Genomic DNA, 23,554 nt, shown 5'->3' on the forward strand with positions numbered 1-23,554 from the left:
TTGCCGTCGCAAATGTCTGTTTTACATCAGCACTCTATTGAGTTCCGTCTTTGCCGCGACGCCCGCCACATAGGTTTCGACGATCGCCCGGTCGTCCCCCATGGTCTGCAGCAAGAACAGTTCGTCGGCGAGCGAGGTCACCACTTCTGCCTTCAGCGCCATGGCCGGGGTCGCTGCCATGTTGAGCACGATGAAATCGGCATCGGTACCGGGGTCGAGCGTGCCGATCCTGTCTTCGAGCGACAGAGCCTGCGCATTGCCGAGCGTCATGAAATAGGTGCTTTCGAACGGATTCAGGCGTTCGCCCTGCAATTGCTGGATCTTGTAGGCCTCGTCCATGGTGCGCAGCATCGAATAGCTGGTGCCGCCGCCGATATCGGTGGCGAAGGAGATGCGCACGGGTTTTTGCCGGTTCATCAGCCGCCGCAGCGGAAAAAGGCCGGAGCCGAGGAAGAGGTTGGAGGTCGGGCAGTGCACGGCAACCGAACCCGTTTCGCTCATCGCATCCATTTCCCGGTCCGATAGATGGATCGCGTGGCCAAACAGCGTCTTTGGACCGAGCAGGCCGTAGCGGGCATAGACGTCGGTATAGTCGATGGCATCCGGGTAGAGGGTGCAGGTGAAATCGATCTCGTCGCGGTTTTCCGAGAGATGCGTCTGCACGTGCAGATCCGGAAACTCGCGCACCAGGGCTTCCGCCGCCGACATCTGTTCCGGCGTCGAGGTGATGGCAAAGCGCGGTGTGATGGCGACGTGATTGCGGCCCTTGCCGTGCCACTGTTCGATGACGGCGCGGGTTTCGTCATAGCCCATTTCCGGCGTGTCGAGCAGGCCCTGCGGCGCATTGCGGTCCATCATCACCTTGCCGGCGATCATGCGCATGTTGCGATCAAGCGCTTCGGCAAAAAAGGCATCGGCAGACGCCTTGTGCACGGAGCAATAGGCAACCGCGGTCGTCGTGCCGTGGCGGACCATCTCGTCGAAGAATTTTCCGGCGATCCGCTCGGCATGCGCCGTCTCGACGAAACGGCATTCCTCCGGAAACGTGTAGGTGTTCAGCCATTCCAGGAGATTGGCGGCATAGGAGCCGATCACCTGCATCTGCGGGAAATGCAGGTGGGTGTCGATGAAGCCCGGCAGGATGAGATGCGGGCGGTGGTCGATTTCCAGGACGTCTTCGGCCGCTTGCGCCTTCACCGCCGCATAGCTGCCGCTGGCAAGGATCAGTCCATCTTCGACCAGCAGCGCACCGTCGGCCTGGTAGGAAAAAGCGCCGGTATCGTCGAGGCTGATCGGGGCACGGCTGAAACTGAGGGTGCGGGCGCGAATAAGGGTGGCGGTCATTCAGTCTTGCCTTCCGAAACAGCGCTTTCAAACCATGCGGTCACAAGCTTGCGTTCGTCGTTTGTCATGTCGGTGATGTTGCCGGGCGGCATCGCATGGCTGCGTCCGGCCTGGATATAGATTTCGCGGGCATGGGCTGCAATCTCGGCGTCGTTTTCCAGCATCACGCCTTTTGGCGCGCGGTTGATGCCCTCATAGACCGGCTCGGCCGCATGACACATGGAACAGCGCGTCGAAATCGCGTCCTTAACCGCCGGGAAATGCGCATTGGCGGCAAATTGCTGGAAGGCGGGCGAAACCTCGGCCGTGTTCTCGCCGGTCAGCACTTTCGGCACCGTCGATAGCCAGATGATGACGATGAAAATAATGAGGGTGACGATCCAGGTCCAGGTCGGCCGGCCCTTCCGGGCATGGGTGGTGTTGAACCAGTGCCGGATGGTGACGCCCATCAGAAAGACCAGTGCTGCAATCACCCAGTTATAGGCGGTGGCGAAGGCCAGCGGATAATGGTTGGACAGCATGAAGAAAATGACGGGCAGGGTCAGGTAGTTGTTGTGCAGCGAGCGCTGCTTGGCAATGACGCCATATTTCGGGTCCGGCGTGCGCCCGGCAATGAGGTCGGCGACGACGACGCGCTGGTTCGGCATAATGATGAAGAAGACATTGGCCGACATGATGGTCGCCGTAAAAGCGCCCAGATGCAGGAAGGCGGCGCGGCCGGTAAAGACCTGCGTATAGCCCCAGGCCATGAGGACGAGAGCGACGTAGAGAATGCCCATCAGCGTCCAGGTGTTCCTGCCGAGCGGCGACTTGCACAGCAGATCGTAGAAGAGCCAGCCGATGGCAAGCGAGGCAAGCGAGATCGCAATGGCGGTGGTCGAGGAAATATCCAGCACATGCCGGTCCACCAGAAAGAGATCGGCGCCGCCATAATAGACGAGACAGAGCATGGCAAAGCCGGACAGCCAAGTGGCATAGCTCTCCCATTTGAACCAGGTCAGGTGCTCCGGCATGGTGGCGGGCGCGACCAGGTATTTCTGGATTTGATAGAAGCCGCCGCCATGCACCTGCCACTCCTCGCCATAGGCGCCGGCGGGCAGATGATCACGCTTCACCAGGCCAAGATCGAGCGCGATGAAATAGAAGGACGAGCCGATCCAGGCAATCGCCGTGATCACATGCAGCCAGCGAACGGCAAAAGCCAGCCATTCCCAGGCGATGGCGAATTCATACATACGGGGTCCCCTTCCATGCTTCGTCCGCACACCTTGCGCAAAAATCCCCGGTGGGGGAAGGCCCCGTTTTGATCGTCACGCGCTATTTGGCGAAGGTGTTGGCGTTGGGGTTGAGTTCGCCCAGAATCCAATCGCGGAACATGCGGATTTTCGGCGTGTTGCGGCGTGCATGCGGATAAGCGAGCCAATAATTGTGGCCATCATTGCAGCGCAGTTCGAACGGCTGATAGAGCCTGCCAAGGGCAATGTCGTCGGGATAGAAATCCGGCGTCAGAATGGCAACGCCTTGCCCCGCGACCGCTGCGCGCGCCTCAAAACTCTGTGCTCCGAGCCGGCTGGTCGGCCGCCCTTCAAGGTCCGGATCGCTGACCCCCGCTGCCGCAAACCATAAGCGCCACCAGGGGTCGGCGGCATCGATGATGCGCAGTTTCAACAGATCGCGCGGTTCGTGGATGCCGCCGATCGTCTCGGCGAGCGCCGGGCTGAGCATCGGCGAGAACTCGATTTGCATCAGAGGGTGGCAGTCGAGCCCCGGCCAGACGCCAATGCCGGCGCGGATGGCAAGATCGGTCGATTCGGCGATGAGGTCGATCACCTTGTCGGTGGTGGTCAGCCGCACCGCGATGTTGGGATGCGCGAGCTGAAAGCTGCCAATGTTGCGGGCAAGCCATTGCGAGGCGAAAGTCGGCGTGGAGTTGATCAGAAGCGCGCTGTTGATATCGCCCCGGGCGGAGGAGACCGCCTCCTGCAGCATCTCGAAAGCTTCGCTGACACGCGGCGCGAGCTGCTGGCCGACGTCGGTCAGCACGATCTGGCGCGGGCGTCTGAGGAAGAGCGGCTCGCCGACATTCTCCTCGATCAGCTTGATCTGGTAACTCACCGCCGTCTGGGTCATGCCCAGCTCGGCGCCCGCCTTGGTGAAGCTTCCGAGCCTGGCTGCCGCCTCAAACACGCGCAGGGCATTCAACGGAAACTGTTTCGACATTTTCATGGATAAGTTCTCTTGATGCATGCAGACGGTTGTTCGATTGGAATTGGAGCATGTTTGCGCGCATGCTGCAATCACATTCACGAAAACGACAGGTGCCGTCATGGATTGCCAAGCAATTGAAAAATATCAACCAATAGCGCAAACGCGCAAGGCCGGATGGCTTTTTTGGCTGGGCGGGCTGCTGCGCCGGCCAGCATCCAGGCATCCCACGCTCGATCTCGAAGTCATGTCGGAATACATGAAAAGAGACCTGGGTTTTCTAGACGGGCGGGATTCGCGCGCGGATTCGGATTTGACCCGGTAAGAGCCGTTCGCCGCCGGAGCATGTCCGATGGTCTGGCGGCGGGATTTTAGTAGGATCCGTCCAGGACACCGCTTTCCATCTGGTCGAGATAGATGAATTCCGGCGCCTTGACCCCAGCCTTCGCGCGGATTTCGATCAGCTTCTGCGACTCGAAGAAGTCTCTGGCGGCTCTCAACGATCGCCATTGCGAGAAGTGAACGATCCGGTTGGGATCGGTGTCATATTTCAGCACCTGATAGGCGATTTCTCCGGCCTCGCGGCGAATGCCGGCAGCGGCGTCGAAGACGGATTTCCAGGCGCAATAGTCGGCGACCTCGTGGATGATCAGGACGTAAGGCATGGTTTCCCTTGAAGAGTTGGAAGGCATTTACGCTGGATGTGCCGCGTCACATCATGCCCTTGGTTTTAATGTAGCAGCGGTTGGCGAATGCTTCGTCCTTGCCTTTGTCAATCAGGCTCTCGAAAGGTTTTCCCGGCCAGGGATTGATACCGTCGCGCAGCCAGATGAGGCTATCCAGCCAGAACCCGGCGGCATGGCGCTTGTGAAAGAGGCTGAAATGGCCAAGCCGATCCACGCCGAGATCGGCGGGCGACAAGGCGGCTTCGACGGAATTGGCATTGCCGTAATACGCGAGCGCCCGGCGGATGGCTTTTAGGGTTGCGATCTCGTCATCCGTGACGCCGATAGCCAGAATCTCGGCGGTGACATCCGCGAAACGCTTCAGGATATCCGCCCGGTCTTGATCGGGATGGCTCAGTTCAATCCGCGCCCGCCGGAAGCTCCAGTCATTCGCCACGCCCGCCGGAAGGTCTTCCAGCCAGCCGAGCGCTTTGCCGGGAAAATATCCGCAGAGCGCTGTCAGGAGCGGCATGACGATGTGCCATTTGAATAGTAGCCGCAGGCGCCGGGCAGGGGCGTAATCCCGCCAATAGGCATATTGGGCGCCAATGGTGAGCATGCGGTCGATCAGCGGTGCATTGCGGGCAAAGCCTGGCAGGAAACCACCGATGCTGTGGCCGGCCACGAGCCTTGGGCCATCCGGCGCATGGGCATGGAGATAGTCCAGCACAGCGGCAAAATCCTGTTTGCCCCAGTCGGCCCAGCGAACGTGAAAGCCGCGCAATGTTGCGGGCCGGGATTGGCCGATGCCGCGATAGTCATAGGTCAGCACGGTGAAGCCGTGACCGGCCAGAAACCGCGCATAGGGATGATAGTAGCGCGCCAAAACGCCGGTTGCGGGATTGATGACCACGGCGCCGCATGCGCTGTTGCCCAAGCCTTTCCAGAGATGGCCGCCAAGCCGCACACCGTCCTCACAGACGATTGCGACCGGTCTTGCCTCCATCTCCAGCATGCTCTTTCTCCGGCGGTTTTGCTGGGATGAGCATAGGCCCGGCTGCCGCTTGTGTATATTCACTGGTCAGTATACATTCAGCCATGGCAAACCCGGCTCTTTCCACCCGCGACCGCATTGTATCTGCTGCCTCCAAGCTGTTCTACAGCGAGGGAATCCGCGCCGTCAGCGTCGATGCGGTGGCGGAAAAGGCGGGGATCACCAAGCGCACGATCTACTATCATTTCGACAGCAAGGATGATCTGATCGCCGCCTATCTGGAGATGCGCGACCAGCCCAACCTTGCTCTGTTCAAACGGTGGTTTGCGGAAACGGAAGGCGATGCCGCCGACAAGGTGCGGGGCGTGTTTTTCAACCTGGCGCGAGCGGCCCGGCATCCGCGCTGGAAGGGATGCGGCTTTCTGCGCACATCCGCCGAACTTGCCAATATGCCCGGCCATCCGGCGATGAAGATCGGCGCTGCGCACAAGCGGCGGGTCGAGGATTGGTTGAGCGGCGTTTTCGAGGCGGCGGACCTTAAGGCGCATTCCCGGACGCTGGCCCGCCAGACAGTCCTGCTGCTCGACGGGTCCTTTGCCGTCGTCCTGTTGCACCGCGACCCCTCCTATATGGAAACGGCAGGCGAGGCCGCGCATGCGCTGATCCGCGCGCGTGCGGCGTCCGCCTAGACGTTTACTGCGCATTCAGCGCGGCAAGGATCTCGGCTGCAGTCATGGCGGCAATCACTGCGGGGCGCTTGTCGCTGACGGTCTTGCCGCCAATGGGCAGGATGAGCCTTCCGATCGCATCATGCGTCAGGCCTTCCTGCCTTGCCCAGCTTGCAAATGTTGCGCGCTTGGTCTTCGAGCCGATCATGCCGATATAGGCAAGGTCGTTCCGGGCCAGCGCTTGCCTGGCAATCAGGAAATCGAGAGCATGGTCATGCGTCAGGATGACGACGGCGGACCCTGGCGCGATATCCTTGACGACCGCCTCGGGCATGGCGACCAGCCGGTGGCTGGCACCGGCCGACATCAGGTCGAGCTCGTTCTTTCGCGTTTCCACCGCAAAGATTTTCAGCGGCAGGAGCAAAAGCGCATCGGCCAGCGCCCGGCCGACATGGCCAGCGCCAAACAACCAGACCTGCGGCAATGCCTTCAGCTTCTCCTTGAGTTTCAGGTCGAGTGCTGCGCGCGCGGCGTCATCGCCGATGCGGAATGTCAGCACCATGCGGCCGCCGCAGCATTGGCCGATATCGGGGCCGAGCGGAATGTCCATCTCGACCGCATCGCTGACGCCGGCCAGAAGCGCGCGGGCGTGGTCGATCGCCATATGCTCCATCTGGCCGCCGCCGATCGTGCCGTGCGCGCCGGTCGGCGAGACCAGCATGAAGGTGCCGGCTTCGCGGGGCGCCGATCCGAACGTCTCCTTGATCTCGACGATGACCAGCTTGTATTCGCGCTCAAGGAACGCTTCGAGGCTATCGATTGCAAAGTTCATGTCAAAGGCTCTTCACGCTTGTCCCGTGCGCAGGCGCTCGACGGCCATCAGGATGCGTTCGGGCGTTGCCGGGGTGTCGAGCCGCGGGCACTCACGGTAACCGGCGACGCTGGCAACCGCCATCGACAGGGCTTCCAGCACCGAGATCGGCAGCATGAACGGCGGCTCTCCGACCGCTTTCGAGCGGCCGATGGTCATTTCGGCATTCTCGGCCCATTCCGCCAGCTTGACGTTGAAGATCTTCGGCCGGTCGGAGGCGAGCGGGATCTTGTAGGTGGAGGGCGCATGGGTGCGCAGCCGCCCCTTGGCGTCCCACCACAATTCCTCCGTCGTCAGCCAGCCCATGCCCTGCACGAAGGCGCCTTCGACCTGGCCGATATCGATCGCCGGATTGAGAGACTTGCCGACATCGTGCAGCACATCGACCTGGTCCACCATGTATTCGCCGGTCAGCGTGTCGATCGAAACCTCGGAGACGGAGGCGCCATAGGCGAAATAATAGAACGGCGTGCCACGGCCGGTATTGCGGTCCCAATGGATTTTCGGGGTCTTGTAGAACCCGGCGGCCGACAGCTGTACGCGGGCGAAATAGGCCTGCTTGATGAAATCGGGGAAGGGCACCAGTTCCTCGCCGATCTTCACATGGTTCGGCACGAAGCTGATATTTCCGGCATCGGTCTGCCAGCGTTCGGCGGCAAACTCGACGAGGCGTTCCTTGATCTGCCGGGCGGCGTCATGGGCGGCCATGCCATTCAGGTCGGAGCCGGAGGAGGCGGCGGTGGCCGACGTGTTGGGCACCTTGCCGGTGGTGGTCGCGGTGATCTTGACGTGGGTGATATCGACCTGGAAACTGTCGGCCAGAACCTGCGCCACCTTGGTATAGAGCCCCTGGCCCATCTCGGTGCCGCCATGGTTGAGATGGATCGATCCGTCCTGATAGACATGCACCAGCGCGCCCGCCTGGTTGAAGGCGGTCATGGTGAACGAGATGCCGAATTTGACCGGCGTCAGCGCGATGCCCTTGCGGATGATGCGGCTGGTCTCGTTGAAATCGATGACCGCTTGACGCCGCGCCTGATAATGGGCGCTTTCTTCCAGCTCTGCGACAATGCGCTGGATGATATTGTCTTCCACCTGCTGGTGATAGGGCGTGAGGTCGCGGCCGGAGCCTTTCTCGCCATAGAAATTCAGCTTGCGGATCTCCAGCGGGTCCTTGCCCAGCGCATAGGCGATCTCCTCGATGATCCTCTCGCCGCCCACCATGCCCTGCGGCCCGCCGAAACCGCGATAGGCGGTGTTGGAGACGGTATGGGTCTTCAAGGGCTGCGAGGTCAGTTTCACATGCGGATAGAAATAGGAGCTGTCGGCATGGAAGAGGGCGCGGTCGGTGACCGGGCCGGAGAGGTCGGAAGAATAGCCGCAGCGCGCTGCATAATTGGCCTTCACCGCATGAATGCGGCCGTCGTTATCGAAGCCGACATCGTAATCGACGAGGAAGTCGTGACGCTTTCCGGTCGCGGTCATGTCTTCGTCGCGGTCGGGACGGAACTTGACGGCGCGCTTCAGTTTCTTGGCGGCGACGGCGGCGAGAGCGGCAAACTGGTTGCCTTGCGTTTCCTTGCCGCCGAAACCGCCGCCCATCCGCCGCACCTGCACGGTGACCGCATTGGATGGAACGCCCAGGACATGGCCGACCATGTGCTGCACTTCGCTTGGATGCTGGGTGGAAGACCAGACGGTGATGTCGTCGTCCTCGCCGGGAATGGCCATGGCGATATGGCTTTCGAGGTAGAAATGCTCCTGCCCGCCGATCCGCATCCGGCCGGTGAGGCGGCGCGGCGCAAGCTCCAACTCCGCCTCTGCATCGCCCCGCGACAAGGTCAGCGGCTTGGTGACGACTTCGGCGCCGTTTTCCAGAGCGTCGAGGATGTCCGTGTAATGCGGCAGGTCGCGATAGGTGATCTTCGCCTTGCGGGCAGCGCGCCGCGCAATGTCGCGGGTTTCGGCGATGACGGCGAATGCCGGCTGGCCATGAAACTGCACAAGGCCGTCTGCCAGCACCGGTTCGTCGTCGAGATGGCTGGGGCTGATATCGTTGGAATGCGGCATGTCCTTGGCCGTCAGCACGCAGACGACGCCGGGCGTGGCTTTGACATCGGACAGGTCCATGTCGACGATCTGTGCATGCGCACGGTCGGTCATCCCCAGCGCTCCGTGCAGCGTCCCTGCCGGTTCCGGGATGTCGTCGATATAATCAGCGGTGCCCGACACATGCTTGTGGGCGCTGTCATGGCGCAGGGTCGAATGCATGGAGCCGGCGATGGTCTTGCGTTCCTCGAAGGTGGAATTGTCCATCAGCAGGGTCCTTCGCATCTGTCTTTTCTCCCCAGCGGGGAGAAGGTGGCCCGAAGGGCCGGATGAAGGGGAGCCACGCAAACCGGAGTTTGCCGCAAGACCCCCTCATCGCCTCGTTTCACTCGGCACTTCTCCCCGCTGGGGAGAAGAAGAAAGCCGCCGCCTGCGCTCATGCCGTCACCTCGAAGCGGACGAGTTCCGCCTGTTGTCCCGCCGTCTCCAGCAAGAACCGCAACAGCAAATTCTTCGCCGTCAAAATCCGGTATTCTGCCGTGGCGCGCCAGTCGGTGAGCGGCTGGTAATCCAGGTCGAAGGCCGCCTGAGCCGCCTGGACCGTTTCCTCGGTCCACGGCTTACCGATCAGCGCCGCCTCGACATGTTCAGCCCGCTTCGGCGTCCCGGCCATGCCGCCAAAGGCGATCCGGGCTGAGGTGACGATGTTGAAGCTATCGAGCGCAATGCGGAAAGCGCCGCAGAGCGCGGAAATGTCCTCGTCGCGGCGTTTGGAAATCTTGTAGACGGCGAAATGATCGCCGGTCGGCAGATCAGGCACGAAAATGCTCTCGACGAATTCGCCGGGCCTGCGGTCCTGGCGGCCATAGTCGATGAAATAGCTCTCAAGCGGCACGGTGCGCTCACCCGCTTTCGAACGCAGATTGACGCTCGCCCCCAGCGCGATCAGGGGCGGCGGCGTATCGCCGATCGGCGAGCCGTTGGCGACATTGCCGCCGATCGTGCCCATGTTGCGCACCTGCTCGCCGCCCAGACGGTCGAGCATGCGGCCAAAGGCGGGATAGCGGGCGGAGATGGCGGAAAAGGCGGCGGAATAGCTGACGCCTGCGCCGATCAGGATGCCGCCGTCCATCTCCCGGATGAACTGCAGGTCTTCCAATCCATTGATGAAGATCACCGGGTTGAGCGCCCGCATCTGCTTGGTGACCCAGAGCCCGACATCGGTGGAGCCGGCAATAATTGTCGCCTGCGGGTGATCGAAAAGCGCCTCGGCGAGATCGGCGGCCGTGCCGGGCACGATCAGGGTGGCATCTTCGCTTCCCATGCGGATCGTCTGCGTCGAGCGGATCGCAGACAGCCTGGCGATGATGTCTTTGCGGACTTTGACGATCGGGTCGAACACGGCGTCGGGCCTCGCCGCTGCCACGGCTTCCGCCGCCTTGACGATCGGCTCGTAGCCCGTGCATCGACAGAGGTTGCCTTGCAGCGTCTTTTCGATATCGGCGCGGCTGGGATTGTCCTTCGACAGCCACAGGCCATAGAGCGACATGACGAAGCCGGGCGTGCAAAAGCCGCATTGCGAGCCGTGATAATCCACCATTGCCTGCTGCACCGGATGCAGCGTTCCGTCGCTTGCCGCCAGGTGCTCGACAGTGACGACATGGGTTGCGTTCAGCGAGCCGGTGAAACGGATGCAGGCATTGACGCTTTCATAAACCAGATCATTGCCGGCAAGCCGCCCGACCAGCACGGTGCAGGCGCCGCAGTCACCTTCGGCGCAGCCTTCCTTGGTTCCGGTCAGCCGCTTTTCGAGCCGCAGGAAATCGAGCAGCGTCGCGGTCGGCTGCAGAGTGTCCAGCGCAATCTCCCGATCGTTCAGGATAAAACGGATGCCGCCGGCGGACTGTGTCATGCTGTCTCTTCTTTTCATTTCGACTCTTGAAACTATGCCCAAAACCGGCACCGTGACAATTGTGTTTCTGCCATGGCATCCCGGCTTTTTCACGCAGTTTGGAGGAGATTTACTTGCGTTTTGTTTTCGTTTGACATTCGTTTTTGTATCGTATTGAAGTTTTTGACATGCGCGCGGAGGAGAGACCGCGAACAGAAGAAACGTTGGGAGGGGCAAGATGAGCGGATATGTTCTCGCAATCGATCAGGGCACGACATCGAGCCGCGCGATCGTCTTCGACAAGGACCAGAAGATCGCCGGGTCCGGCCAGAAGGAATTCAAGCAGCATTTTCCGAAATCCGGCTGGGTCGAGCACGATCCGGAGGAAATCTGGGAGACGGTCGTCTGGGCGATCAAGGAAGCCATCCGCAAGGCCGGCATCAAGGCGAGCGACCTTTCGGCCATCGGCATCACCAACCAGCGCGAGACGGTGGTCGTCTGGGAGCGCGATAGCGGCAAGGCGATCCACAATGCCATCGTCTGGCAGGACCGGCGCACCGCCTCCTATTGCGACAAGCTGAAACGCCAGGGGCTGGAAAAGACCTTCACCAAGAAGACCGGCCTGCTGCTCGATCCGTATTTTTCCGGCACGAAACTGTCCTGGATGCTGGCCAATGTCAAAGGCGCGCGCACCCGCGGCGCCAAGGGCGAGCTTTGCTTCGGGACGGTCGATACATTCCTGATCTGGCGGCTGACCGGCGGCAAATCCTTCGTCACCGATGCGACCAACGCTTCGCGGACGCTGATGTTCAACATCGCCACCAATGACTGGGACCGCGACCTGCTCGAAATCCTGCGGGTTCCCGAGGCGATGCTGCCACAGGTTCTCGATTGCGCTGCCGATTTCGGTGTCACCGATGCGTCGGTTTTCGGCGCTGAAATCCCCATCCTCGGCGTTGCCGGCGATCAGCAGGCGGCCACCATCGGCCAGGCCTGCTTCGAGCCGGGTATGATGAAATCGACCTACGGCACGGGCTGCTTTGCGCTTTTGAACACGGGTAAGGATATCGTCCGCTCGAAAAACCGCCTCTTGACGACGATTGCCTACCGCCTTGATGGCGAAACCACCTATGCGCTGGAAGGCTCGATCTTTGTCGCCGGTGCCGCAGTGCAGTGGCTGCGCGATGGGCTGAAGGTCATCAAGGCCGCCCCCGATACCGGCACATTGGCTGAGAGCGCCGATCCGTCGCAGGAGGTCTATCTCGTGCCGGCCTTTACCGGCCTTGGCGCGCCGCATTGGGATCCGGATGCACGCGGTGCCATTTTCGGCATGACGCGCAATACCGGCCCGGCCGAGTTCGCCCGCGCAGCGCTCGAGGCCGTCTGCTATCAGACGCGCGACCTGCTTGATGCCATGCACAAGGACTGGAAGAGCGACGGACGGGAAACCGTGCTGCGCGTCGATGGCGGCATGGTCGCCTCCGACTGGACGATGCAGCGTCTGTCCGATCTGCTCGACGCACCCGTCGACCGGCCGACCATTCTCGAAACCACTGCACTCGGCGTCGCCTGGCTTGCCGGCAGCCGGGCAGGGGTCTGGCCAAACCAGAAGCAGTTCGCCAAATCCTGGGCGAGAGATCAGCGGTTTGAGCCCACGATGGATGAGAAGACGCGGGCCGGAAAGCTGAAGGGTTGGCGCAATGCGGTGAAGCGAACGCTGAGCGACGCCTAGATAATATTGTCCCCGATCGCCACCTGTAGTAACGTTGCTACATCCATGGAGGCGCCGATGAGCACCACATTTTCCAGCCGGGAGTTCAATCAGGATACAGGCCGGGCGAAGAAAGCTGCAGCGGATGGGCCGGTGTTCATCACCGACCGGGGGCGGCCGGCGCATGTGCTCTTGTCGATCGAGGACTACCAGAAGCTGACACGCGACGGAAACGATCTCACGGATTCCAACGCTTCCGGCCGAAACCACAGGAAAAACATCCTCGAACTTCTCGCCATGCCGGGATTGGATAAGGTGGATGACGATTTCGAGTTTCCGGAAATGAAGGGGGACTGGGGCCTTAAGACTCCGGACTTCTCGTGAAGTTTATTCTGGATACCAACGTTATCTCAGAGTTTCGCAAGGCTGCCGGCGGCAGATGTCACCCGGGCGTTATAGCTTGGGTCGAGACCGTCGATCCGCAAGCAATGTATCTCTCGGTTATCACGATCATGGAGCTGGAGGTCGGTTATCTGTCGTTGAAGCGACGTGACCCGCTGCAGGCTGCGCATGTCAAAGCCTGGATATCCGATTATATTCCCAGGGTCTTTGAAGATCGCATTCTCGCGTTTGACAATGCGGTGGCGCTTGCCTGTGCCGGATTGCATGTTTCCGACAAGCGGCCGGAGCGGGATGCGATCATTGCCGCCACCGCGCTCCTTTACGGCCTGACGGTGGTAACCCGCAATATCCGGGATTTCACGGATACGGGGGTGCCTCTCCTCAATCCCTGGGAATCCTGAGCCAACTGGAAACGCACTGTTTCAACCGCCACGCTGGGATCTGCCTGCAACGTTGATTATCTGAACTATCGAAACATTCATTTTGCCCTCAGGGCTTTTGAGACAGGCAGGACCCCATGGAACTTGGTCTTTACACATTTGGCGACGTTCATCCCGAGGCGCCGCAGGGGCGCGGGCGGGAGGGCGAGGAGCGGGTGCGGCATCTGATCGAGGAAATCGAACTCGCCGATCAGGTCGGGCTCGATGTCTTTGGTCTGGGCGAGCATCACCGGCCGGATTATGTTGCGTCCGCTCCGGCGATGATCCTTGCTGCGGCAGCTGCGCGCACGAAAACCATCAAGCTGACCAGCGCCGTCACCGTGCTCAGCTCAGAGGATCCCGTGCGGGTTTTCCAGCAGTTTTCAACGCTTGATCTGATCTCGAATGGCCGCGCCGAAATCATGGCGGGGCGGGGCTCCTTCATCGAATCCTTCCCGCTGTTCGGTTATGATCTGGAGGATTACGATCAGCTGTTTTCGGAAAAGCTGGACCTGCTTCTGGCGATCCGCGATGGCGAGGTGGTCACTTGGTCAGGCGAAAAACGCGCGCCGATCAACGGCCGTGGGGTCTATCCGCGTCCGGTCAATGATCCGCTGCCGGTGTGGATTGCCGTTGGCGGCACGCCGCAATCGGTGGCGCGGGCGGGAGCGCTCGTTCTGCCGGTGGCGCTTGCGATCATCGGCGGCGAACCGGCGCGGTATGCGCCGCTGTTTGATCTCTACCGCGAGGCCGCACGCCGGGCCGGGCAGGATGCATCGAAGCTGAAGACCAGCATCAATGTCCATGGTTTCATTGCCGATACCAATGACAAGGCCGGCGACCAGTTCTACGGTCCGCAGGCAGAGGTCATGAACCGCATCGGCCGCGAGCGTGGCTGGGGACCGACCAGCCGGGCGCATTTCAACCAGGCGATCGGACCGGACGGCAACCTGTTCCTCGGCGATCCCGATACGGTGGCGGAAAAAATCATCCGGCACCAGAAGATCTTCAAGAACGACCGGTTTCTTCTACAGATGGCGATCGGCCTGATGCCGCATGACCAGATCCTGCGCGGCATCGAACTCTACGGCACGAAAGTTGCGCCGCTGGTGCGCGCGGCGCTGGCGGATGAGAAGAAACAGACGCAAACCGCCTGACGGCAGCGATTTTCCTGTCATGCCTGTCTGGATTGGGCGCTTTCGGCTTGTTACATAAACAGCCGAAAGCGAGAGACGATGACACTGAACAATGATGAAGACCTGGAGCGGCTGAAGGAAATCGGCCGCATCTGCGCCAATACGATCCAGATCATGGCGGCGGCACTTGAGCCGGGCATCACCACGGCGGAGCTGGACGCCATCGGCCGCAAGGTGCTGGAGGAATCAGGCGCCCGGTCCGCGCCCGAACTGACCTATAATTTTCCAGGCGCCACCTGCATCAGCGTCAACGAGGAAGTGGCCCATGGCATTCCCGGCACGCGCGTCATTCAGGCCGGCGATCTCGTCAATATCGATGTTTCCGCCGAAAAGAACGGTCTGTTTGCCGATACCGGATCGTCCTTTGCCGTTCCGCCCATAAAACCGCAGATCGAGCGCCTCTGCCGCGATGGCAAGCGCGCCATGTGGGTGGGCTTGAACGAGGTCAAATCGGGAAAGCCGCTGGCGGCGATCGGCAATGCCATCGGCGCCTTTGCCAAGAAGAACCGCTACTCGCTGATCACCAACCTCGCCAGCCACGGCGTCGGCCGCTCGCTCCACGAGGAGCCGACCGAGATTGCCACCTGGCCGGACAAGCATGAAAAGCGGCGGATGACCGAGGGCATGGTCTTTACCGTCGAGCCGTTTTTATCGCTCGGCGCGCAATGGGCCGAGGGCGGCGATGACGAATGGACGCTCTATAGCGAACCGCGCGCCCCGACGGTGCAATACGAGCATACCGTGATCGTGACCCGCAACGGACCGCTTGTCATCACGCTGCCGGGCTAAAGTCCCGTTCCATTCACGCGGCTGAACGGCACCATCAGATTTTGTCATTTGTCATCGCCATGCTGCATTGCGATAGGTAGGCCATGACCAGACCCGATTCCGCGCTGTCCCAGAACCTTGTCCCCACCGCCCTTGCCGGCGCCATCGCCATGGCGGTGGCCATGGGTTTCGGGCGGTTTTCCTATACGCCGATCCTGCCCGGCATGATGACGGGACTTGGTCTGACGCCCGCCGACGCCGGGTTGATCGCCTCGGCCAATTTCGTCGGTTATCTCGCTGGTGCCGTTCTGGCGGGCTATGGCTGGGCGGCCGGGCGCGAGCGGATGGTCAGCCTGTCGGCGCTGGTGGCGACCACGGTTCTGCTGCTGGCCATGGGGCTGACCTCGTCGATCGCGCTGTTTTCCGTGATCCGGTTTCTGGCTGGCGTTGCCAGCGCGTTTACGATGATCTTCACCTCCGCGATCGTGCTGAGCAGAGGCCACGCGACCGGCAATCCGCATGTGCAGTCCGTCCATTTCGGCGGCGTCGGCATCGGTATCGCGGTGTCCTCGCTGATGGTGTTTCTTCTGCCTGCCGAGGGGTTCGGTCTCATCGCCAACTGGCAGGCCGCGTGGTTCGGCGGCGCCGTCATCGCCCTGGTCGGCACGGTTCTCGTGGCGGCGCTGTTGCCGTCCGGCGCGGCGTCCGGCAAAAGCACGGAGCGGGAAAAACCGCTGGTCTGGACCCGGCCGCTGTTTGTCATGACCCTGACCTACGGCCTGTTCGGCTTCGGCTATGTCATCACCGCGACATTTCTGGTGGCCATGGCGCGGCAGGGGGCAAGCGATCATACCGTTGAATTTCTCGCCTGGCTGATCACCGGTCTCAGCGCCGCCATCTCCGTGCACCTGTGGCGGCGCGCGGTGCCGCGGCTCGGCATCGTCGGCGTCTATCTGGCGGGTCTTCTGGTGGAGGCTGCCGGTCTCATCCTCGTCGTCACCTTGCCGTCGCCCTATGCGCCGCTGATTGGCGGCCTTCTGCTCGGGCTCACCTTCATCATGGTCACGGCCTATGGCCTGCAGATCGGCCGGGCGCTGGCGCCGCAAAGCCCGCGCAAGGCGCTCGCCTTCATGACCGCCGCCTTCGGCGTCGGCCAGATCGTCGGCCCTCTGGTGGCCGGCTGGCTGGCGGAAGGCAGCGGCAGTTTCAACGCGCCGACGCTTGTCGCTGCCGCCGTACTTCTGTTCTGTGCCATCCTGACAGGCCTTGAAATGCGCCGAATCGTGGCCGCTGCCGGCGCCTGATTAGCCTTCCGATTAAATAACGGTAACATTAGCTTGACGTGATTGGCAGGTGAGGGCTTTTGCCTTAGGTTCCAGCGCGCTAGCCATCTGAACCTTCGTCAAACGAAAGCGTCCGATTTGTTCATCTCCTTCTTTCCCAATCCACGACTTTTCTTTCCGTCCGCTATCATATGGTCTTTGCTTGCCATGGCCGTCTGGTATGGCGGCGGCGAGCAGTTCGGTGCTCTGGTCGGGCTTCCGCCCCTGGAACCGGGAAAGGACGCGGTCATCGGGGTTTCGGTCTTCTGGTCGGCGCCGTTCCTCTGGTTCTATATCTATTACGCGTTGATGGTCGCCTTGTTTGCCGCATTCTGGATGACCTTCAGGCCGCATCCCTGGCAGATGTGGTCGGTGCTCGGATCGGCATTTATCATCTTCAACACCTATTTTTCAGTGCAGGTCAGTGTAGCCCTCAATGCCTGGTACGGCCCGTTCTACGATATGATCCAGCGGGCTCTTGCCCGGACCGACCCGATCCCCACCGAGATGGATATCTATGTCGGCATGATCGGATTTGCGGGGATCGCCTTCGTTGCGATCACCATCGGCACGCTCAACCTGTTTTTCGTCAGCCATTATGTCTTTCGCTGGCGCACTGCGATGAACAATTTCTACATGTCCCATTGGGACAAGCTGCGTCATATTGAAGGTGCCTCGCAGCGTGTTCAGGACGACACGATGCGCTTTTCACGAACAATGGAAGGTCTTGGCGTCAGCTTTGTCAGCTCGATCATGACCCTCGTCGCCTTTCTTCCCGTGCTGTTTAAGTTTTCAACCACTGTGACAGTCCTGCCTTTCGTTGGCGAAGTGCCGCATGCACTCGTCTGGGCTGCGATCGGTTGGTCGCTGTTCGGGACATTCTTTCTGGCGCTCGTCGGTATCAAGCTGCCGGGGCTCGAATTTCGCAACCAGCGGGTCGAGGCGGCCTATCGTAAAGAGCTGGTCTACGGGGAAGACCATGCCGATCGTGCGCAGCCGCCGACCGTCGCACAGCTCTTCGGGAATGTCAGGAAGAATTATTTCCGCCTGTATTTCCATTACATGTACTTCAACATCGCCCGTATTTTCTATCTCCAAGCGGACAATCTGTTTGGAACATTCGTCTTGGTTCCCTCTATCGTCGCCGGCAAGTTGACGCTCGGCGTTATGGGGCAAATCCAGAATGTGTTTGGACAGGTCAGGGACTCATTCCAGTATCTCGTAAACTCCTGGACAACGATCGTGGAACTGTTGTCGATCTACAAGCGTCTGAAAGCTTTCGAGGCCGCCATCTACGACGAGCCTCTTCCGGTGATCGACCAAAAATATCTTCAGCGGCAGGCCGAAGATGACGAACCTGTCAAAGTCTAAGGTAGGGTGACACTCAAAAGGCGGAGCGATCCGCCTTTTTCTGTTCCGCGATCATCGGTAGCGCCTCAGCATAGCTGACGCAGGCAACATCCGTTTTGGTGCAGGTTTCGCTTAAGAACCGGTCAAGCGCGCGCCAATAGGCGCCGCCGTTCATCTCGACGAAATGGAAGCCGAGCTGCAGTGGAATGCGGCTGCCGTCATATTCCTTTTCAAAGGCCTTGCGGTAGGCATCGAGCGCGCGTTCTTCGAAGAGGGCGCTGTCCTTGCGGTTTTCGATACCCATGGAATGGCGAACGAAGAGATTGTAATCCATGCCGATCACCCGGCGCTGCTGCGGCCCTTCCGGAATGAGCGGCAGCCCGAAGCGCGGCAGGCCGTCGGCGTCTGTCGGCCAGCCCGGCCCCTTGGTGACAAGGCTGGCATCATAGGTGAAGCCGTCCTGTTTCAGCGCTGGCAGCAGACCGTCGCTCAGCGACAGATACGGCGCGCGAAAACCCTCGATGCCGTGTGCGGCGAAATCGGCCCAGCCTTGCGGCTCTTCGCCGGCAATGCCGCCGGCCTTCCAGGCGTTGGCGAGCGCTGTGTTGAATGCGGTAAATTCCTGCTTCCAGTCGGCAGCGCTCCAGCCCTTGCCGTCGAAATGGCCGCAGGCATGGCTGCCGATGTCGTGCCCGGCCTGATGTGCCTGCCAGATATGGCGCACGCGGGCCTGGATCTCTTCGCGGCTCTGGGCAAAGCCGACATTGGAACGCGCGGCCTTGTGGCCCGGCGCCCGGTAGGACTTGCCGCCTTCAGCCCTCGTCATCAAAAAGGTGCAGGAGAGGAAATAGGTGAAATGCGCGCCGGTGCGCTTGCCCATCTCCAGGCTCTTTTCCCAGAGCTTGTTGTCGTGGGCGCCATCGAAGGAAATGATGACCAGCTGCTTGCGCCCGGCAGGTTCCGGTGGCTGCTCAGCCTGGGCAAAAGCGGGAGCCAGGGTCAATGCGAGAGCAAGACCGGTCGCGGCGGGAAATCTGGGCATGCGGAAACCTTGGCGGCAAATGCGGGATTGCGACCTTTTAGCCAGGAATGCGGCAATCCTTTGATCACACTGGAAAAGAGACGGTGTTACCGCTATGCGGTAGGACGCGCTTCAAACAGTCACGGGTGTCCTTCATGGCCTTTCTCATTCTCGGTATCATCATTTTTCTCGGCATCCATTTTATCAAAAGTTTTGCGCCCGGCGTTCGCGCTGCGGTCGTCGAACAGGGCGGCACCGGGCTCTGGCATGCCATTCACGGTTTCTGCGCGCTTCTGGGCCTCTGTCTCATCGCCTACGGCTTCGACGTGTCGCGCGCGACGACCGGCATTCTCTATACGCCGCCGAAATTCATGACCCATATCGCCCTGACGCTGATGCTGATTGCCTTCATCTGTCTGGCGGCGGCCTTCCTGCCTGCCGGCAAGATCAGGGCTGTGACGAAACATCCGGCGGTTCTCGCCATCAAGATCTGGGCGCTGGCACATCTGATGGCCAATGGCGAGGTCAATTCAGTGCTGCTGTTTAGCACGTTCCTCGTCTGGGGCGTGCTTTTGCGCATCTCGATGAAGCGCCGCTGGCGCGCCGGCCATGTCACGCATCCGGTCTTCGTTTCCTACAAATATGATGTGATCGCGGTCCTTATCGCTCTTGCCGTCTACGTCCTGTTTGTCTGGAAGTTGCATGAGCTTTTGATCGGCGTTGCACCGATTGTCATGGGCTAAACGGCTCGAACGGGCGCTAAATCGCGCTGCCCCCTTACAACGGCGCCAAAATACGGTAGAAGCGCGGAAATCTTTACATTCATCTTTGCAGGGAAGGCCGGGCAACCGGAACTTAGGAATGGCGAACCAGGACGAAAGCTTTATCCGCGAAGTCAACGAAGAACTGCGCTCCGAACAGGTGAAAGCCGTCTGGACCCGGTTTGGCAGCGTCATCATCGGGATCGCAATTCTCATCGTTGCCGGCACGATCGGCAAGGTTGGATATGAATACTGGCATGAGACATCGGCCTCGCAGTCCGGCGACGAATTCCTGGCGGCCTTGACGCTGTCACGCGAAAACAAGACCGATGAAGCGCTGACCGCTCTGGCAACGCTCGAAAAGGACGGCTACGGCGCCTATCCGGTTCTGGCAAAAATGCGGGCTGCAACCCTGCAGGTGCAGAAGGGCGATACGCCAGGTGCCATCACCGCGTTCTCCGATATTGCCAAGGATGCCTCCTTGCCGCAGGCGATGCGCGATGCCGCCCGCATGCGTGGCGCCTATCTTCTGGTCGATACCGGCACGTATGAGCAGGTTTCGGCCGAGGCCGAACAACTGGCCGTGCCTGGCAACGGCCTGCGCCACTCCGCCCGCGAAGCGCTTGGGCTTGCCGCCTACAAGGCCGGTGACATGGCCAAGGCGAAGACCTGGTTCCAGCAGATTACCGATGATGCCGAAACGCCGCGCAATCTGGCAAACCGCGCCCAGATGCTGCTTGATCTGATTGCCGCCAGCGGAAAGGCGTCCTGAACGGGCGCTTCAGAAAACAACATTGGAGCGTGACCGGTTTGCGGCCGCTCTGAGGACAGGATTATTCGATGAACTTCACCGTCGCCATCGTTGGGCGCCCCAATGTCGGAAAGTCGACGCTTTTCAACCGTCTGGTTGGCAAGAAGCTGGCGCTTGTCGATGATACACCGGGTGTGACCCGCGACCGCCGTCCGGGCGACGCCAAGCTCGTCGATCTGCGTTTCACCATCATCGATACCGCTGGTCTTGAGCAATCCGGACCGGAAACCCTGCAGGGCCGCATGTGGCTGCAGACGGAAGCTGCCATTGAAGAGGCCGACCTGACGCTGTTCGTGGTCGACGCCAAATACGGCCTGACGCCGGCCGACGAGACGCTCGGCAAAATGCTGCGCCGCCGCGGCAAGCCGGTCGTGCTGGTTGCCAACAAGTCGGAAGCCAAGGGCTCGGACGGCGGCTATTACGATGCGTTCACGCTGGGGCTCGGCGAACCCGTCGCCATCTCCGCCGAACACGGCCAGGGCATGATCGACCTGCGCGACGCGATCGTTGCGGCACTTGGCGAAGACCGCGCCTTTCCGCCCGAAATTGACGAGCCTGAGACCAATGTCGATCTTCGCGGCGAAGAAGACCTGGAAGACGACGATTACGAGCCGGAATATGATGATACCAAGCCGTTGCGCGTGGCGATCATCGGCCGCCCGAACGCCGGCAAATCGACGCTGATCAACCGCTTCCTCGGCGAAGACCGGCTTTTGACCGGCCCGGAAGCAGGCATCACCCGCGACAGCATTTCGGTCGAATGGGACTGGCGCGGCCGCACCATCAAGATGTTCGACACCGCCGGCATGCGCAAGAAGGCGCGGGTGCAGGAAAAGCTCGAAAAGCTCTCCGTCGCCGACAGCCTGCGCTCCATCCGCTTTGCCGAATCCGTCGTGATCGTCTTTGACGCGACGATTCCGTTCGAGAAGCAGGACCTGCAACTGGTCGATCTCGTCGCCCGCGAAGGCCGCGCCGCGATCCTTGCCTTCAACAAATGGGATCTGGTCGAGGACACCCAGGCGCTGCTGGCTGATCTGCGCGAAAAGACCGAACGCCTGCTGCCGCAGGTGCGCGGCATCCGCGCTGTGCCGATCTCCGGCCAGACCGGCTACGGTCTCGACAAGCTGATGCAGTCGATCATCGATACCGACAAGACCTGGAACCGCCGCATCTCCACCGCCAAACTCAACAAGTGGCTGGAATCGCAGCAGATCCAGCATCCGCCGCCGGCCGTGTCCGGCCGCCGCCTGAAGCTGAAATACATGACCCAGGTCAAGGCCCGCCCGCCGGGTTTCATGATCTCCTGCACGCGGCCGGAATCCGTTCCGGAAAGCTATATCCGCTATTTGACTAACGGCCTTCGCGCCGATTTCGAAATGCCGGGCGTTCCCATCCGCATCCATCTGCGGGCGTCCGAAAACCCGTTCGAGAACCGCAAGAAGAAGCGGTAAGGCTTGGTAGGGCGTTGCCCTACCAGGTGATGAAGGTCGGGCTATAGGCGGCGATCTTGCTATCGCGGGTGACGAGGATCAGCGGCTCGGTAATGGATTGAGCGATCAGCAGGCGGTCGAACGGGTCGGCATGCGTGGTGCTCAGATGCCCGACGGCGGCGGCATGAGCAATCGAGATGTCCAGGAAATCATACCCGACACTGGTAAAATGCCGGATCGCCTCTTGGGCATCGAAGGGCGGGCTATCCTTTCGGCCGAGCCGGAATTTTATCGCAATTTCCCAGATACTTGCGGCCGAGACGAAAACGTCATTGCTTCGGCTCGCTAGTATTTGCCTGATATCGACCGGCAGGCGATGGACGGCAGTCAAACTCCATATCGCCACATGTGTGTCGAGAAGCAGCCTCATTCCGGCTTGACGCCGAAGAGTTCGGCAATTTCGTCATCCAAAGCGTTGAAGTCTTCGAGAGACATGTCCGGAAACTGCCCTTCAAGAAGGCCCAATCGTCTTGGCGGCTTTTCGTCAGTTGCGATCGCTACCAGCCGCGCCGCCGGCTTGCCGTCGCGCGCGATGATGATCTCGTCTTCCGCGCCGCTCTCAACGGCACTGACAAGTTGGGAAAGGCGCGTCTTGGCTTCCAGCATGTTGACGGTGGTCATCACAATTTTCCTTGGCTAAGGTTGACCAAGGGTAAGGCTGCTGCCGGAAAATTGCAAGATCGTCTACGCGGTGCCGTTCAGTTTGTCCCTGGAGACAAGGGCGCCATGATGCTGGATGACTGTTGCTGCCGTCTCCGCTGCAAATCGTGCCGCTTTGCCGGCGTCGCCATCGATGGCGTAGCGGGCGAGGAATGCACCGTTGAAACTGTCGCCGGCACTTGTGGTATCGACGATCCGGTCGACCGTGGCAGAGGGAGCGAACTGGAGCGGTGCATCGCCAAAACTCAGCGTCACGCCCTTTGGTCCGTCCTTGACGACAATATTTTCGACGCCGAGAGCGCGATAACGCGCGATGGTCGCTGCGATATCGGCGTCGCCAAAATGTGCGGCTTCGTCATCAAAACTCGGCATGACAAGGCTAGCGGCGCGGGCACCGGCCGAGATGGTTTCCAGCATATGATGCTTGTCATCCCACAGACGCGGGCGGATGTTGGGATCGAAGACGACGCGTTTGCCCGCAGCCTTGGCGCGGCGCAGTTCCAAAAGCAGGGTTTCGACGGCAGAGGGCGCCAGAATGGCAAGCGTGATGCCGGAAAAGACGATGATATCGCAGGCTTCGATGGCGGCGCGCAGATGGGCGGCATCGTCGGCCAGGGTCTTGGCCGCGGACGCCGAGCGCCAATAGGAGAAGCTGCGCTCGCCGTCTTTCAGGTGGATCATATAGAGCCCGGGCGAACGGCCCTCGACGCGGCGGATAAAGCCCGTGCCGACGCCGGTCTTTTCGATGAAGGCCAGCATCTCGCCGGACACTGTATCGGTGCCGACGGCGGTAAGGTAATCAACCTTCCAGTCGTGGGGCAGGAAGAGCCGGGCATAATAGGCGGTGTTGAACGTGTCGCCGGCATAGCCCTTGCGCAGCAGATCGTCCTCAGCCTGCATCAGTTCCACCATGCATTCGCCGATCGAAAGCAGCCTGCCCGCCATGAAATTCTCCC

At 60.8% G+C, this 23,554-nt stretch carries 24 protein-coding genes; 12 read left to right on the forward strand and 12 right to left on the reverse strand.

The genetic code is table 11. From position 1 onward, the window contains the following. Positions 1–21: 21 nt before the first annotated feature. The 3 genes from guaD to PYR65_RS08530 all read right to left on the reverse strand — a co-directional run bounded on the left by guaD (position 22) and on the right by PYR65_RS08530 (position 3,570). Entirely contained in the window at positions 22–1,344 is a 1,323-nt protein-coding gene (gene guaD / locus PYR65_RS08520) for a guanine deaminase (protein ID WP_276120653.1), read from the reverse strand. After that, a complete protein-coding gene (gene puuD / locus PYR65_RS08525; protein ID WP_276120654.1) occupies positions 1,341–2,579 on the reverse strand; it encodes a urate hydroxylase PuuD in 1,239 nt (412 codons plus the stop codon). Before puuD ends, guaD begins: the two co-directional genes overlap by 4 nt. A gap of 82 nt (positions 2,580–2,661) precedes the next feature. After that, positions 2,662–3,570: a LysR substrate-binding domain-containing protein gene (locus PYR65_RS08530; RefSeq protein WP_276120655.1), complete on the reverse strand. Its 909-nt coding sequence runs from the start codon at positions 3,568–3,570 to the stop codon at positions 2,662–2,664. 19 nt (positions 3,571–3,589) lie between these two features. Here PYR65_RS08530 and PYR65_RS08535 point away from each other — a divergent pair, with 19 nt between their 5' ends. Next, on the forward strand, positions 3,590–3,874 hold the full coding sequence (locus PYR65_RS08535) for a hypothetical protein (protein WP_276120656.1): 285 nt from the start codon (positions 3,590–3,592) through the stop codon (positions 3,872–3,874). 46 nt (positions 3,875–3,920) lie between these two features. Here the strand turns inward: PYR65_RS08535 and PYR65_RS08540 are convergent, their stop codons facing one another. Beyond that, positions 3,921–4,214, reverse strand: coding sequence for a putative quinol monooxygenase (locus PYR65_RS08540; RefSeq protein ID WP_276120657.1), 294 nt, complete (start codon positions 4,212–4,214; stop codon positions 3,921–3,923). Between the two features lie 46 nt (positions 4,215–4,260). Then, a complete protein-coding gene (locus tag PYR65_RS08545; protein WP_276120658.1) occupies positions 4,261–5,229 on the reverse strand; it encodes an alpha/beta hydrolase family protein in 969 nt (322 codons plus the stop codon). An 83-nt stretch (positions 5,230–5,312) separates the two neighbouring features. Here PYR65_RS08545 and PYR65_RS08550 point away from each other — a divergent pair, with 83 nt between their 5' ends. Further along, the gene (locus tag PYR65_RS08550; RefSeq protein ID WP_276120659.1) at positions 5,313–5,897 is read left to right on the forward strand and encodes a TetR/AcrR family transcriptional regulator; all 585 of its coding nucleotides are present in this window, start codon (positions 5,313–5,315) and stop codon (positions 5,895–5,897) included. 4 nt (positions 5,898–5,901) lie between these two features. Here the strand turns inward: PYR65_RS08550 and xdhC are convergent, their stop codons facing one another. The 3 genes from xdhC to xdhA form a co-directional block, all read right to left on the reverse strand. Next, positions 5,902–6,696 carry a xanthine dehydrogenase accessory protein XdhC gene (xdhC, locus tag PYR65_RS08555; RefSeq protein WP_407951319.1) on the reverse strand — a complete coding sequence of 265 codons (795 nt, stop codon included), beginning with the start codon at positions 6,694–6,696 and terminating at the stop codon, positions 5,902–5,904. Positions 6,697–6,720: 24 nt separating this feature from the next. Beyond that, positions 6,721–9,063, reverse strand: a complete 2,343-nt coding sequence (gene xdhB / locus PYR65_RS08560) for a xanthine dehydrogenase molybdopterin binding subunit (RefSeq protein ID WP_276121007.1) — start codon at positions 9,061–9,063, stop codon at positions 6,721–6,723. Positions 9,064–9,232: 169 nt separating this feature from the next. Next, on the reverse strand, positions 9,233–10,708 hold the full coding sequence (gene xdhA, locus PYR65_RS08565; protein WP_276120661.1) for a xanthine dehydrogenase small subunit: 1,476 nt from the start codon (positions 10,706–10,708) through the stop codon (positions 9,233–9,235). A gap of 217 nt (positions 10,709–10,925) precedes the next feature. Between xdhA and glpK the strand changes: the two genes are divergently transcribed. The 7 genes from glpK (at position 10,926) to bacA (ending at position 17,876) form a co-directional block, all read left to right on the forward strand. Beyond that, on the forward strand, positions 10,926–12,419 hold the full coding sequence (gene glpK, locus PYR65_RS08570; RefSeq protein ID WP_276120662.1) for a glycerol kinase GlpK: 1,494 nt from the start codon (positions 10,926–10,928) through the stop codon (positions 12,417–12,419). A gap of 57 nt (positions 12,420–12,476) precedes the next feature. Then, positions 12,477–12,782 (forward strand): type II toxin-antitoxin system Phd/YefM family antitoxin, encoded by a 306-nt coding sequence (locus PYR65_RS08575; protein ID WP_060637017.1) that lies wholly within the window; start codon positions 12,477–12,479, stop codon positions 12,780–12,782. Beyond that, complete coding sequence (locus tag PYR65_RS08580; RefSeq protein WP_276120663.1) at positions 12,779–13,201, forward strand: type II toxin-antitoxin system VapC family toxin; 423 nt, start codon at positions 12,779–12,781, stop codon at positions 13,199–13,201. Before PYR65_RS08575 ends, PYR65_RS08580 begins: the two co-directional genes overlap by 4 nt. Positions 13,202–13,317: 116 nt before the next feature. After that, positions 13,318–14,376 carry an LLM class flavin-dependent oxidoreductase gene (locus PYR65_RS08585; protein ID WP_276120664.1) on the forward strand — a complete coding sequence of 353 codons (1,059 nt, stop codon included), beginning with the start codon at positions 13,318–13,320 and terminating at the stop codon, positions 14,374–14,376. A 78-nt stretch (positions 14,377–14,454) separates the two neighbouring features. Further along, entirely contained in the window at positions 14,455–15,204 is a 750-nt protein-coding gene (map, locus tag PYR65_RS08590; protein ID WP_276120665.1) for a type I methionyl aminopeptidase, read from the forward strand. An 83-nt stretch (positions 15,205–15,287) separates the two neighbouring features. Then, entirely contained in the window at positions 15,288–16,487 is a 1,200-nt protein-coding gene (locus PYR65_RS08595; RefSeq protein ID WP_276120666.1) for an MFS transporter, read from the forward strand. Positions 16,488–16,604: 117 nt separating this feature from the next. Beyond that, the gene (gene bacA, locus PYR65_RS08600; RefSeq protein ID WP_060637021.1) at positions 16,605–17,876 is read left to right on the forward strand and encodes a bacteroid development protein BacA; all 1,272 of its coding nucleotides are present in this window, start codon (positions 16,605–16,607) and stop codon (positions 17,874–17,876) included. Positions 17,877–17,889: 13 nt separating this feature from the next. Here bacA and PYR65_RS08605 read toward each other — a convergent pair whose 3' ends face one another. Beyond that, on the reverse strand, positions 17,890–18,897 hold the full coding sequence (locus PYR65_RS08605) for a polysaccharide deacetylase family protein (RefSeq protein ID WP_276120667.1): 1,008 nt from the start codon (positions 18,895–18,897) through the stop codon (positions 17,890–17,892). Positions 18,898–19,031: 134 nt separating this feature from the next. Between PYR65_RS08605 and PYR65_RS08610 the strand changes: the two genes are divergently transcribed. The 3 genes from PYR65_RS08610 to der all read left to right on the forward strand — a co-directional run bounded on the left by PYR65_RS08610 (position 19,032) and on the right by der (position 21,899). Further along, a complete protein-coding gene (locus tag PYR65_RS08610; protein ID WP_276120668.1) occupies positions 19,032–19,619 on the forward strand; it encodes an NnrU family protein in 588 nt (195 codons plus the stop codon). 118 nt (positions 19,620–19,737) lie between these two features. Next, on the forward strand, positions 19,738–20,409 hold the full coding sequence (locus PYR65_RS08615) for a tetratricopeptide repeat protein (protein WP_276120669.1): 672 nt from the start codon (positions 19,738–19,740) through the stop codon (positions 20,407–20,409). Between the two features lie 68 nt (positions 20,410–20,477). After that, positions 20,478–21,899 (forward strand): ribosome biogenesis GTPase Der, encoded by a 1,422-nt coding sequence (gene der, locus PYR65_RS08620; RefSeq protein ID WP_060637025.1) that lies wholly within the window; start codon positions 20,478–20,480, stop codon positions 21,897–21,899. A 19-nt stretch (positions 21,900–21,918) separates the two neighbouring features. Here der and PYR65_RS08625 read toward each other — a convergent pair whose 3' ends face one another. From PYR65_RS08625 to PYR65_RS08635, 3 genes are all read right to left on the reverse strand, one after another. Beyond that, a complete protein-coding gene (locus PYR65_RS08625) occupies positions 21,919–22,269 on the reverse strand; it encodes a type II toxin-antitoxin system VapC family toxin (RefSeq protein WP_276120670.1) in 351 nt (116 codons plus the stop codon). Between the two features lie 35 nt (positions 22,270–22,304). Next, positions 22,305–22,559, reverse strand: a complete 255-nt coding sequence (locus tag PYR65_RS08630) for a type II toxin-antitoxin system Phd/YefM family antitoxin (RefSeq protein WP_060637027.1) — start codon at positions 22,557–22,559, stop codon at positions 22,305–22,307. A 63-nt stretch (positions 22,560–22,622) separates the two neighbouring features. Further along, a complete protein-coding gene (locus PYR65_RS08635) occupies positions 22,623–23,543 on the reverse strand; it encodes a sugar kinase (protein ID WP_276120671.1) in 921 nt (306 codons plus the stop codon). Positions 23,544–23,554 lie beyond the last annotated feature (11 nt).

Source organism: Pararhizobium qamdonense, assembly GCF_029277445.1.
GTDB lineage: Bacteria > Pseudomonadota > Alphaproteobacteria > Rhizobiales > Rhizobiaceae > Pararhizobium > Pararhizobium qamdonense.

What these genes read in the sequence shown, in the direction of transcription:
- guaD (WP_276120653.1), bottom strand. Translation starts at nt 1,344, where the DNA reads ATGACCGCCACCCTTATTCGCGCCCGCACCCTCAGTTTCAGCCGTGCC.
- puuD (WP_276120654.1), bottom strand. Translation starts at nt 2,579, where the DNA reads ATGTATGAATTCGCCATCGCCTGGGAATGGCTGGCTTTTGCCGTTCGC.
- PYR65_RS08530 (WP_276120655.1), bottom strand. Translation starts at nt 3,570, where the DNA reads ATGAAAATGTCGAAACAGTTTCCGTTGAATGCCCTGCGCGTGTTTGAG.
- PYR65_RS08535 (WP_276120656.1), top strand. Translation starts at nt 3,590, where the DNA reads ATGCAGACGGTTGTTCGATTGGAATTGGAGCATGTTTGCGCGCATGCT.
- PYR65_RS08540 (WP_276120657.1), bottom strand. Translation starts at nt 4,214, where the DNA reads ATGCCTTACGTCCTGATCATCCACGAGGTCGCCGACTATTGCGCCTGG.
- PYR65_RS08545 (WP_276120658.1), bottom strand. Translation starts at nt 5,229, where the DNA reads ATGCTGGAGATGGAGGCAAGACCGGTCGCAATCGTCTGTGAGGACGGT.
- PYR65_RS08550 (WP_276120659.1), top strand. Translation starts at nt 5,313, where the DNA reads ATGGCAAACCCGGCTCTTTCCACCCGCGACCGCATTGTATCTGCTGCC.
- xdhB (WP_276121007.1), bottom strand. Translation starts at nt 9,063, where the DNA reads ATGGACAATTCCACCTTCGAGGAACGCAAGACCATCGCCGGCTCCATG.
- xdhA (WP_276120661.1), bottom strand. Translation starts at nt 10,708, where the DNA reads ATGACACAGTCCGCCGGCGGCATCCGTTTTATCCTGAACGATCGGGAG.
- glpK (WP_276120662.1), top strand. Translation starts at nt 10,926, where the DNA reads ATGAGCGGATATGTTCTCGCAATCGATCAGGGCACGACATCGAGCCGC.
- PYR65_RS08575 (WP_060637017.1), top strand. Translation starts at nt 12,477, where the DNA reads ATGAGCACCACATTTTCCAGCCGGGAGTTCAATCAGGATACAGGCCGG.
- PYR65_RS08585 (WP_276120664.1), top strand. Translation starts at nt 13,318, where the DNA reads ATGGAACTTGGTCTTTACACATTTGGCGACGTTCATCCCGAGGCGCCG.
- map (WP_276120665.1), top strand. Translation starts at nt 14,455, where the DNA reads ATGACACTGAACAATGATGAAGACCTGGAGCGGCTGAAGGAAATCGGC.
- PYR65_RS08595 (WP_276120666.1), top strand. Translation starts at nt 15,288, where the DNA reads ATGACCAGACCCGATTCCGCGCTGTCCCAGAACCTTGTCCCCACCGCC.
- PYR65_RS08605 (WP_276120667.1), bottom strand. Translation starts at nt 18,897, where the DNA reads ATGCCCAGATTTCCCGCCGCGACCGGTCTTGCTCTCGCATTGACCCTG.
- PYR65_RS08610 (WP_276120668.1), top strand. Translation starts at nt 19,032, where the DNA reads ATGGCCTTTCTCATTCTCGGTATCATCATTTTTCTCGGCATCCATTTT.
- PYR65_RS08615 (WP_276120669.1), top strand. Translation starts at nt 19,738, where the DNA reads ATGGCGAACCAGGACGAAAGCTTTATCCGCGAAGTCAACGAAGAACTG.
- der (WP_060637025.1), top strand. Translation starts at nt 20,478, where the DNA reads ATGAACTTCACCGTCGCCATCGTTGGGCGCCCCAATGTCGGAAAGTCG.
- PYR65_RS08630 (WP_060637027.1), bottom strand. Translation starts at nt 22,559, where the DNA reads ATGACCACCGTCAACATGCTGGAAGCCAAGACGCGCCTTTCCCAACTT.
- PYR65_RS08635 (WP_276120671.1), bottom strand. Translation starts at nt 23,543, where the DNA reads ATGGCGGGCAGGCTGCTTTCGATCGGCGAATGCATGGTGGAACTGATG.